General features: G+C 61.0%; 16 protein-coding genes. 15 read left to right on the top strand and 1 reads right to left on the bottom strand.

The genetic code is table 11. From position 1 onward, the window contains the following. The first annotated feature begins 1 nt into the window (after position 1). From tuf to ASE30_RS29040, 15 genes are all read left to right on the top strand, one after another. Entirely contained in the window at positions 2-1,192 is a 1,191-nt protein-coding gene (tuf, locus tag ASE30_RS19595) for an elongation factor Tu (RefSeq protein ID WP_057285896.1), read from the top strand. 4 nt (positions 1,193-1,196) lie between these two features. Beyond that, positions 1,197-1,292, top strand: a complete 96-nt coding sequence (locus tag ASE30_RS28625) for a hypothetical protein (protein WP_235512803.1) — start codon at positions 1,197-1,199, stop codon at positions 1,290-1,292. 74 nt (positions 1,293-1,366) lie between these two features. Beyond that, positions 1,367-1,678 (top strand): 30S ribosomal protein S10, encoded by a 312-nt coding sequence (rpsJ, locus tag ASE30_RS19590; protein WP_003806903.1) that lies wholly within the window; start codon positions 1,367-1,369, stop codon positions 1,676-1,678. A 414-nt stretch (positions 1,679-2,092) separates the two neighbouring features. Next, a complete protein-coding gene (gene rplC / locus ASE30_RS19585) occupies positions 2,093-2,782 on the top strand; it encodes a 50S ribosomal protein L3 (RefSeq protein ID WP_057285895.1) in 690 nt (229 codons plus the stop codon). A 4-nt stretch (positions 2,783-2,786) separates the two neighbouring features. After that, positions 2,787-3,407, top strand: coding sequence for a 50S ribosomal protein L4 (gene rplD / locus ASE30_RS19580; protein ID WP_057285894.1), 621 nt, complete (start codon positions 2,787-2,789; stop codon positions 3,405-3,407). Beyond that, on the top strand, positions 3,404-3,700 hold the full coding sequence (rplW, locus tag ASE30_RS19575) for a 50S ribosomal protein L23 (protein WP_006216557.1): 297 nt from the start codon (positions 3,404-3,406) through the stop codon (positions 3,698-3,700). Before rplD ends, rplW begins: the two co-directional genes overlap by 4 nt. Further along, a complete protein-coding gene (gene rplB / locus ASE30_RS19570) occupies positions 3,701-4,528 on the top strand; it encodes a 50S ribosomal protein L2 (protein WP_057285893.1) in 828 nt (275 codons plus the stop codon). Between the two features lie 12 nt (positions 4,529-4,540). Continuing rightward, a complete protein-coding gene (rpsS, locus tag ASE30_RS19565; protein WP_006216555.1) occupies positions 4,541-4,816 on the top strand; it encodes a 30S ribosomal protein S19 in 276 nt (91 codons plus the stop codon). Positions 4,817-4,819: 3 nt separating this feature from the next. After that, positions 4,820-5,149, top strand: coding sequence for a 50S ribosomal protein L22 (gene rplV, locus ASE30_RS19560; RefSeq protein WP_006227021.1), 330 nt, complete (start codon positions 4,820-4,822; stop codon positions 5,147-5,149). A 9-nt stretch (positions 5,150-5,158) separates the two neighbouring features. Next, positions 5,159-5,953: a 30S ribosomal protein S3 gene (gene rpsC / locus ASE30_RS19555; RefSeq protein ID WP_006227022.1), complete on the top strand. Its 795-nt coding sequence runs from the start codon at positions 5,159-5,161 to the stop codon at positions 5,951-5,953. Positions 5,954-5,955: 2 nt separating this feature from the next. Then, entirely contained in the window at positions 5,956-6,372 is a 417-nt protein-coding gene (gene rplP / locus ASE30_RS19550) for a 50S ribosomal protein L16 (protein WP_006216552.1), read from the top strand. Between the two features lie 11 nt (positions 6,373-6,383). Next, positions 6,384-6,575: a 50S ribosomal protein L29 gene (rpmC, locus tag ASE30_RS19545; protein ID WP_003806912.1), complete on the top strand. Its 192-nt coding sequence runs from the start codon at positions 6,384-6,386 to the stop codon at positions 6,573-6,575. 2 nt (positions 6,576-6,577) lie between these two features. Further along, a complete protein-coding gene (gene rpsQ, locus ASE30_RS19540) occupies positions 6,578-6,859 on the top strand; it encodes a 30S ribosomal protein S17 (RefSeq protein ID WP_006216549.1) in 282 nt (93 codons plus the stop codon). A gap of 107 nt (positions 6,860-6,966) precedes the next feature. Further along, positions 6,967-7,587 (top strand): hypothetical protein, encoded by a 621-nt coding sequence (locus ASE30_RS19535; RefSeq protein ID WP_235515290.1) that lies wholly within the window; start codon positions 6,967-6,969, stop codon positions 7,585-7,587. A 61-nt stretch (positions 7,588-7,648) separates the two neighbouring features. Next, on the top strand, positions 7,649-8,095 hold the full coding sequence (locus ASE30_RS29040; protein ID WP_156407708.1) for a hypothetical protein: 447 nt from the start codon (positions 7,649-7,651) through the stop codon (positions 8,093-8,095). Between the two features lie 51 nt (positions 8,096-8,146). Here the strand turns inward: ASE30_RS29040 and ASE30_RS19525 are convergent, their stop codons facing one another. Beyond that, entirely contained in the window at positions 8,147-9,214 is a 1,068-nt protein-coding gene (locus ASE30_RS19525; protein ID WP_200964448.1) for a branched-chain amino acid ABC transporter permease, read from the bottom strand. Positions 9,215-9,223 lie beyond the last annotated feature (9 nt).

Here is a 9,223-nt window from a genome sequence, read left to right as displayed (position 1 = left end):
CATGGCAAAAGGCAAGTTTGAACGTACCAAGCCGCACGTGAACGTGGGTACGATTGGTCACGTTGACCACGGCAAAACGACGTTGACGGCAGCTATCACGACCGTTCTGTCGAACAAGTTCGGTGGCGAAGCCAAGGGCTACGACCAGATCGATGCGACTCCTGAAGAAAAGGCTCGCGGCATCACGATCAACACGGCTCACGTCGAGTACGAAACGGAAGCGCGTCACTACGCGCACGTTGACTGCCCGGGCCACGCTGACTATGTGAAGAACATGATCACGGGCGCCGCGCAGATGGACGGCGCGATCCTGGTTGTGTCGGCCGCTGACGGCCCGATGCCGCAAACGCGTGAACACATCCTGCTGAGCCGCCAGGTTGGCGTGCCGTACATCATCGTCTTCCTGAACAAGGCTGACATGGTTGACGACGCCGAGCTGCTTGAGCTGGTGGAAATGGAAGTTCGCGAACTTCTGTCGAAGTACGACTTCCCGGGCGATGACACCCCGATCGTCAAGGGTTCGGCCAAGCTGGCGCTGGAAGGCGACAAGGGCGAACTGGGCGAACAGGCCATCATGAACCTGGCTGCCGCTCTGGACTCGTACATCCCGACGCCTGAGCGTGCCGTTGACGGCGCGTTCCTGATGCCGGTGGAAGACGTGTTCTCGATCTCGGGTCGCGGCACGGTGGTGACCGGCCGTATCGAGCGCGGTATCGTCAAGGTCGGTGAAGAAATCGAAATCGTCGGTCTGGTTCCGACGGTCAAGACGACTTGCACGGGCGTGGAAATGTTCCGCAAGCTGCTCGACCAAGGTCAAGCTGGCGACAACGTGGGCATCCTGCTGCGCGGCACCAAGCGTGAAGACGTCCAGCGCGGCCAAGTTCTGGCCAAGCCGGGTTCGATCACCCCGCACACGGACTTCACGTCCGAGGTGTACATCCTGTCCAAGGAAGAAGGCGGCCGTCACACTCCGTTCTTCCAAGGCTATCGTCCCCAGTTCTACTTCCGCACGACGGACGTGACGGGCACGATCGAGCTGCCGGCCGACAAGGAAATGGTTCTGCCGGGTGACAACGTGGCAATGACCGTCAAGCTCCTGGCTCCGATCGCCATGGAAGAAGGTCTGCGTTTCGCCATCCGTGAAGGCGGTCGTACCGTCGGCGCCGGCGTCGTCGCCAAGATCCTGAAGTAANCTCCTGGCTCCGATCGCCATGGAAGAAGGTCTGCGTTTCGCCATCCGTGAAGGCGGTCGTACCGTCGGCGCCGGCGTCGTCGCCAAGATCCTGAAGTAATTCGGATCCGTTAAGCAGCAAACAACCAGCGAGGGCGCAATCCCGCCCTCGCGTCTCGTTCTTTAGGAAACGCCATGAAAAACCAAAAGATCCGTATCCGCTTGAAAGCCTTCGATTACAAGCTGATCGATCAATCGGCCGCTGAAATCGTCGACACCGCCAAGCGTACCGGCGCCGTTGTCCGCGGTCCGGTGCCGCTGCCCACGCGTATCCGCCGCTATGACGTTCTGCGTTCGCCGCACGTCAACAAGACGTCGCGCGACCAGTTCGAAATCCGTACCCATCAGCGCCTGATGGACATCGTTGATCCCACCGACAAGACCGTTGACGCGCTGATGCGTCTGGACCTGCCGGCCGGCGTCGACGTCGAAATCGCGCTGCAGTAAGGCGCAACGAGCCTGCTACCTTCGCCGGCAGGATCGTAAAAAAATGGCCGCACTCCCTAAGGAGGCGGCCATTTTGTTTTGGCCTTGTTTCATCGATGCTCAAGTTAGCGGGCGCTCACTGTCCCACTCAGCGCGCATTCGATGCGTCCAGCCATCGCCCGCTACGCAGTGTGGCGAAAGCGCACGCCGCCGACTGCTTCAATACGGGCTAAGTGCTTGTGTTGCCAAGAAAAATCATGCTAATATGCCAAGCTTGCCATTTTGTGGCGAGTCTAACTATGGGCAAAGTTCAGGCAGCTTCTCCGCTTTTGAAGCCGCCAGCGCTAAACCCAGGTTGAACATAGTCGTAGGGCAAAGGCCGTTACCTTTTGCCTGATTAGCCCCGACCAATCGCAGTCGGGAATGGAGAAAACGATGTCGAATTCGACACCCACGCCCGCCGCTCACCGGCTGGGGCTGGTGGGTCGCAAGGTCGGCATGACCCGCATTTTTACCGAGGAAGGTGAATCCATCCCGGTGACCGTGCTGGACGTGTCTAACAACCGCGTGACCCAAGTTAAGTCGCTGGAAACCGACGGCTACGCCGCGATCCAGGTGGCTTATGGCACTCGTCGTGCCTCGCGTGTGGCTCAGCCGCAAACGGGCCACTACGCCAAAGCCGGCGCTGAAGCCGGTAGCATCCTGAAGGAATTCCGCCTTGATCCCGCTCGCGCCGCTGAATTTGCGGCCGGTTCCGTGATCGCCGTGGAATCCGTGTTCGAAGCCGGCCAACAGGTCGACGTGACGGGCACGACCATTGGTAAAGGCTTCGCCGGTACCATCAAGCGTCACCACTTCGGTTCGCAACGCGCTTCGCACGGTAACTCCCGTTCGCACCGCGTTCCGGGCTCGATCGGCCAAGCGCAAGATCCGGGCCGCGTGTTTCCGGGTAAGAAGATGGCTGGTCACTTGGGTGATGTCACCCGCACCGTTCAAAACCTCGACGTCGTCCGCGTTGACGTTGAGCGCGGCCTGCTGCTGGTCAAGGGCGCTGTCCCCGGCCACGCTGGCGCCGACATCGTCGTGCGCCCGGCCATCAAGGCCCCGGCCAAGAAGGGAGCATAAGTAAATGGATCTCAAGCTCCTGAACGACCAAGGTCAGGCCGCTGCTACGTTCAGCGCGCCCGATACGATCTTCGGCCGTGACTTCAACGAAGCGCTGATTCATCAGATCGTGGTGGCTTTCCAAGCCAATGCCCGTGCCGGCAACCGCGCTCAGAAGGATCGTGCCGAAGTTAAGCACTCGACCAAGAAGCCCTGGCGCCAGAAGGGTACCGGCCGCGCTCGCGCCGGTATGACTTCGTCGCCGCTGTGGCGTGGCGGTGGTCGGACTTTCCCGAACTCGCCCGAAGAAAACTTCACCCAGAAGGTCAACAAGAAGATGTACCGCGCCGGGATCCGTTCGATCCTGTCGCAACTGGCCCGTGAAGACCGTATCGCCGTTGTCGAATCGTTCGATCTGGAATCGCCCAAGACCAAGGACGCTGCTGCAAAGCTGAAGAGCCTGGGCCTTGATTCGGTCCTGATCATCACCGACAGCGTTGATGAGAATGTTTACCTCGCCACCCGCAACCTGCCGCACGTTGCCGTTGTCGAGCCCCGTTATGCCGATCCGTTGTCGCTGGTCCACTACAAGAAAGTGCTGATCACCAAGCCGGCCATCGCTCAACTCGAGGAGATGCTGGGATGAACGCTGAACGCTTGATGCAAGTCATTCTGGCTCCGATCGTGACCGAAAAGGCCACGTTCGTCGCTGAGAAGAATCAGCAAGTCGCTTTCCGTGTCGTGGCTGATGCTACCAAGCCGGAAATCAAGGCTGCCGTCGAACTGCTCTTCAAGGTGCAGGTCGAGTCCGTGCAGGTCCTCAACCGTAAGGGCAAAGTCAAGCGCTTTGGCCGATTCGTTGGCCGCCGCCGTAATGAGCGCAAGGCTTACGTGTCGCTCAAGGACGGCCAGGAAATCGACTTTGCGGAGGTGAAGTAAATGGCCCTCGTAAAAGTTAAGCCGACTTCGGCTGGCCGCCGTGGCATGGTGAAGGTTGTTAGTCCCAACCTGCACAAGGGTGAGCCCTACGCGCCGCTGCTGGAAAAGAAGACCCGTGGTTCTGGCCGTAACAACAACGGTCACATCACGATCCGCCACCGTGGCGGTGGTCACAAGCAACACTACCGTGTCGTCGACTTCCGTCGCGACAAGGACGGTATCCCGGCAAAGGTCGAGCGTCTGGAATATGACCCCAACCGTACGGCGCACATTGCTCTGCTGTGCTACGCCGACGGCGAACGTCGTTACATCATCGCTCCGCGTGGTCTGGAAGTGGGTTCTACCTTGCTGTCGGGCACCGATGCTCCGATCCGCGCCGGTAACACCCTGCCGATCCGCAACATCCCGGTGGGTACGACGATTCACTGCGTCGAAATGCTGCCCGGCAAGGGTGCCCAGATGGTCCGTTCGGCCGGCGCTTCCGCCGTCCTGCTGGCTCGCGAAGGCATCTACGCTCAAGTGCGTCTGCGCTCCGGTGAAGTCCGCCGTGTGCACATCGAATGCCGCGCCACCATCGGTGAAGTCGGTAACGAAGAACACAGCCTGCGCCAAATCGGCAAGGCCGGTGCAATGCGTTGGCGCGGTATCCGCCCGACGGTTCGTGGCGTTGCCATGAACCCGGTGGATCACCCGCACGGTGGCGGCGAAGGCCGTACCGGTGAAGCACGCGAACCGGTCAGCCCGTGGGGTACTCCGGCGAAGGGTTTCAAGACCCGTCGCAACAAGCGGACGAACAATATGATCGTCCAACGGCGCAAGCGCAAGTAAGAGGCGAACACTATGTCACGTTCGATCAAGAAAGGCCCGTTTGTCGATGCTCACCTGATCAAAAAGGTGGACACGGCCGTCGCGGGCAAAGACAAGAAGCCGATCAAGACCTGGTCGCGTCGTTCCACGATCCTGCCCGAGTTCATCGGTCTGACGATCGCTGTGCACAACGGCAAGCAGCATGTTCCCGTGTATATCAACGAGAACATGGTCGGTCACAAGCTGGGCGAGTTCGCGCTGACCCGTACGTTCAAGGGTCACGCCGCGGACAAGAAGGCGAAGAGGTAAGCGATGGAAACTACTGCCATTATCCGTGGGGTTCACATCTCCGCACAGAAGACCCGTTTGGTTGCGGACCTGATCCGCGGCCAGAAGGTCGGCCGTGCGCTGGAGATCCTCACCTTCTCGCCGAAGAAGGCTGCCGTCATCCTGAAGAAGGCTGTCGAGTCCGCCATCGCCAACGCCGAGCACAACGACGGCGCCGATATCGACGAACTGAAAGTCACCACGATTTTTGTGGACAAGGCTCAGTCGATGAAGCGCTTCTCCGCTCGCGCCAAGGGCCGCGGCAACCGTATCGAGAAGCAGACCTGCCACATCACGGTCAAGGTCGGAGCTTAAGGAGTCACGATGGGTCAGAAAATTCACCCCACTGGGTTCCGTCTCGCGGTCACCCGTAATTGGTCCTCGCGTTGGTTCGCCGACGACAAGGCCTTCGGCACTATGCTTGCCGAAGACATTCGCGTTCGCGAGTACCTGAAAAAGAAGCTCAAGAGCGCCTCCGTTGGTCGCGTGATCATCGAGCGTCCGGCCAAGAATGCCCGCATCACCGTCTACTCGGCTCGTCCGGGTGTGGTGATCGGCAAGCGCGGCGAGGACATCGAAAGCCTGAAGGCCGATCTGCAGCGTCTGATGGGCGTGCCTGTGCACGTCAACATCGAAGAAATCCGCAAGCCGGAAACCGATGCTCAACTGATCGCAGACTCGATCTCGCAACAGCTCGAGAAGCGCATCATGTTCCGCCGCGCAATGAAGCGCGCGATGCAGAACGCGATGCGTCTGGGTGCCCAAGGCATCAAGATCATGAGCGCGGGCCGTCTGAACGGTATCGAAATTGCTCGCACCGAGTGGTATCGCGAAGGCCGTGTGCCGCTGCACACCCTCAAGGCCAATATCGACTACGGCACCTCTGAAGCCCACACCACGTATGGCGTGATCGGCATCAAGGTCTGGGTCTACAAGGGCGACATGCTGGCCAACGGCGAATTGCCGCCGGAAACCGCTGCCCCGCGCGAAGAAGAACGTCGTCCGCGCCGCGCTCCGCGTGGTGATCGTCCGGACGGTGCTCGCACCGGTCGTCCGGGTGGTCGTGGTCGTGGTGGTCCCCGCAAGGCGGACGCTGCTCCGGCGCCTGAAGGAGAATAACCATGCTGCAACCCTCTCGCAGAAAGTATCGCAAAGAGCAGAAGGGCCGCAACACCGGTCTGGCGACTCGTGGTACGCACGTGTCGTTCGGCGAATTCGGTCTGAAGGCCACCGGCCGTGGCCGTCTGACCGCTCGCCAGATCGAAGCCGCTCGTCGTGCCATCAATCGTCACATCAAGCGTGGCGGCCGCATCTGGATCCGCATCTTCCCGGATAAGCCCATTTCGCAGAAGCCCGCCGAAGTCCGGATGGGTAACGGTAAGGGCAACCCGGAGTACTGGGTCGCTGAAATTCAGCCCGGCAAGGTGCTCTACGAAATGGAAGGCGTCAGCGAAGAAATCGCGCGTGAAGCTTTCCGTCTGGCCGCTGCCAAGCTGCCGATTTCGACCACGTTCGTCGCGCGTCATATCGGTGCTTAAGGAGTACTAACATGAAAGCTAGCGAACTCCGTTCGAAAGACGCCGCCGAGCTCGGCAAAGAGCTCGAAAGCCTGCTGAAGGCACAATTCGGTCTGCGTATGCAGAAGGCCACGCAGCAACTGGCCAACACCAGCCAGTTGCGCAACGTGCGTCGCGATATCGCGCGCGTTCGTACCTTGCTGACCGAGAAGGCAGGGAAATAAAGATGAGCGAAACTCAAAACACCCAAGTGGCCAAGCGCCAGCGCACGCTGGTTGGCAAGGTCGTCAGCAACAAGATGGACAAGACTGTCGTCGTTCTGGTTGAACGCCGCGTCAAGCACCCCATCTTTGGCAAGATCATCATGCGCTCCGCGAAGTACAAGGCGCACGACGAATCGAACCAGTACAACGAAGGCGATACGGTTGAAATCGCTGAAGGCCGTCCCATCTCGCGCTCGAAGTCGTGGCGTGTGGTGCGTCTGGTTGAAGCCGCGCGTATCATCTAAGTGAAAGCAGGTCATCGGAACGGTTCGCCGTTCTGATATAAAGCGGCAAGGGCTAAACCCCTTGCCGTTTTTTTTTGCGTGTCGTACGTGAGGGTTCAAAGGACAGCATGCGCGGTTTCAAGAAAGTGGTCGGGCTGGGATTGCTGCTCGCAAGCGGGCTGGCGATGATGCCTGGTTCGTTGTTCGCGCAAGGTCAAGGCGCGCCAGCAGCGCGGCCGGTGATTTCCGGGGCCGGCGCCGACGCCAATACGCCATCCGGCGCGCCTGCGCCAGGTGCGACGGCCGGGACGCCTGGCGCAAGCGCGCGCGAGACCCCCGCGCCAGGCTCTGACCGCACGGCCATCGGCAAGGCCGTGCTGAATGCCGGGCCGGATCCGCGTGTCCAGCTCGATGGTCTGTCGCGCGATCATGCCGCGATCTTCGGCACCGAGGACGAAGACGAGCGGGCTCTGATGGATCAGGAGCGCGCGCTCGAGGCGCAACGCGAGCAGTTGCGCGTGCTGGAGCGGGTACTGAACGCGAGGCCTGCTGTGGCGGATCCTCATCCACCCGCCACGATTCCGTTGAATGCCGGTGCTCCCATGACCATGCCGCGGCTGGCGCCCACGCCGTCCGGCTCCCAACTGGACCGGACAAGCAGCGACACGCGGCGCAGCGTGGATGAAATGCAGCGGCGCGTCAATGGACTGCGGCGCGACGCGGATACGCTCAGGCAGAGCGGAAAGTAGGCTGGGCTTCGGGTGCGCTGCACCTTGCCGCGCATCACTTCTGACAATTCTGGAACTGCACATGCGAGTAATGCTGAATGGGTATGGTTTGCTTTGCGCGGCGGCGGTTGCCGCCGGGACGATGGCGTCATCCGTTGCATGGGGTCAGGTGCCATTGAAGGACCAATCGATAGAGCCGCCGTTTGGCGACAGTTTCGTGATTGTCGGCAACGACAGGCGGGTGAGAACCGGGATGGAAGTGCGTGAGCTGTCGACGCTGACGCAGCGTGTTTCCGACCAGGCAAAGACGCTCGAGGAATTGCGCACCAAGAACGAGGCGCTGAGCCGCAAAGTCGATGAGCAGGCGCGCAAGATCGCGAATCTGGAGCGCAGGCAGGACGATGGCGGCCGCGGCAGCGATAACCAGAAGGGGGAACTCGACAAGCTGGTGCGTACCGTGAGCAGCCAAAAGAGCGAGTTGGAAAAGCTGTCGCGCAGCCTGGAAGAACTGCAGCGCCGGGTGAAGTAGCAGATATACGCTTGAGCCAGAGGCGCTGCCGGGAACGGCGCGCCAGGCATGCTATGCCCGCCTTGCGAATTCCCGCAGTCGCCCGGCGATTCCTGTCGGGAAGTAATACACCGACAGCACGAACAGAATGCCCAGCCACAACAGCCATCGGTCCGGCTCGAACAGGAGCGCCAGCGGCGCCACATTCGCCACGACACCGTGCACCGCGTGCAGTCCATCCTGAAGATAGCTCTGCGCGAACACGAACAGGCTGGCTCCCACCACGGCGCCGTACATCGTCCCCATGCCGCCGATTACGACCATCAGCAGGATGTTGAGCATGATCTCGAACGACAGGGACGTGTCCGGGCCGTTATAGCGGAGCCATAGCGCGTACATCGCGCCCGCCAGCGTTGCGAAAGCCGCCGCCAGCAAGTTCGACAGGCTGCGATACAGTACCGTGCGATACCCGATGGCTTCGGCACGAAAGGGGTTTTCCCGGATCGCCTGCAGCACTCTGCCGAACGGCGAATTCACGATACGCAGCAACATCAGGAACAGCGCCAGGCAGACCGCGGCGATCAGGTAATAGGTGATGATGCGGCCGTCGACGTTGATGCCGAACACCTGCTCCGAAAAAGGCCGGAACGTGGGCCGCAGCATCTGCGGCACCTTGAAATTCAGGCCGTCTTCGCCGCCCGTCATGTCCGACAGTTGCGACACCAGTGTCTGGAAAGCGGCGGCGACGGCCAGCGTGATCATGGCGTAGAAGATGGCGCGCACGCGCAGGCTGGCCAGGCCGATCAGCAGGGCAAAGGCCAAAGAGATGGCCAGTCCCCCCGCCACGCCAGTAAATACCGCGGTCCAGGTCGGTCCCATCCGCACGCTGGCGATCGCCACGCCGTACGCGCCGATCCCGAAGAACATGGTGTGCGCGAAGCTGACGATGCCGGTGTAGCCCAGCAACAGGTCATAGCTGGCGACGAGAACGACGAACACCAGGATCTTCGCGGCTACCGCGAGCGACTTCGGGCCCGGAAACAGAAACGGCGCGGCAGCCAGCGCGGCCACGATCACGATGAGCAGCAGCGCCAGCACCGTGCTGCGCGGAGGATCGCCGGAAAGCAGGCGTATCGACATGTCGGCGGT

The sequence above is a fragment of the Achromobacter sp. Root83 genome (assembly GCF_001428845.1).
GTDB lineage: Bacteria > Pseudomonadota > Gammaproteobacteria > Burkholderiales > Burkholderiaceae_B > Achromobacter.
The sequence above is the reverse complement of the archived record's forward strand: the minus strand, read 5'-3'. Positions and strand labels throughout refer to the sequence as shown.

Coding starts and splice junctions, on each gene's coding strand:
- tuf (WP_057285896.1), top strand. CDS start 2: ATGGCAAAAGGCAAGTTTGAACGTACCAAGCCGCACGTGAACGTGGGT.
- rpsJ (WP_003806903.1), top strand. CDS start 1,367: ATGAAAAACCAAAAGATCCGTATCCGCTTGAAAGCCTTCGATTACAAG.
- rplC (WP_057285895.1), top strand. CDS start 2,093: ATGTCGAATTCGACACCCACGCCCGCCGCTCACCGGCTGGGGCTGGTG.
- rplD (WP_057285894.1), top strand. CDS start 2,787: ATGGATCTCAAGCTCCTGAACGACCAAGGTCAGGCCGCTGCTACGTTC.
- rplW (WP_006216557.1), top strand. CDS start 3,404: ATGAACGCTGAACGCTTGATGCAAGTCATTCTGGCTCCGATCGTGACC.
- rplB (WP_057285893.1), top strand. CDS start 3,701: ATGGCCCTCGTAAAAGTTAAGCCGACTTCGGCTGGCCGCCGTGGCATG.
- rpsS (WP_006216555.1), top strand. CDS start 4,541: ATGTCACGTTCGATCAAGAAAGGCCCGTTTGTCGATGCTCACCTGATC.
- rplV (WP_006227021.1), top strand. CDS start 4,820: ATGGAAACTACTGCCATTATCCGTGGGGTTCACATCTCCGCACAGAAG.
- rpsC (WP_006227022.1), top strand. CDS start 5,159: ATGGGTCAGAAAATTCACCCCACTGGGTTCCGTCTCGCGGTCACCCGT.
- rplP (WP_006216552.1), top strand. CDS start 5,956: ATGCTGCAACCCTCTCGCAGAAAGTATCGCAAAGAGCAGAAGGGCCGC.
- rpmC (WP_003806912.1), top strand. CDS start 6,384: ATGAAAGCTAGCGAACTCCGTTCGAAAGACGCCGCCGAGCTCGGCAAA.
- rpsQ (WP_006216549.1), top strand. CDS start 6,578: ATGAGCGAAACTCAAAACACCCAAGTGGCCAAGCGCCAGCGCACGCTG.
- ASE30_RS19535 (WP_235515290.1), top strand. CDS start 6,967: ATGCGCGGTTTCAAGAAAGTGGTCGGGCTGGGATTGCTGCTCGCAAGC.
- ASE30_RS29040 (WP_156407708.1), top strand. CDS start 7,649: ATGCGAGTAATGCTGAATGGGTATGGTTTGCTTTGCGCGGCGGCGGTT.
- ASE30_RS19525 (WP_200964448.1), bottom strand. CDS start 9,214: ATGTCGATACGCCTGCTTTCCGGCGATCCTCCGCGCAGCACGGTGCTG.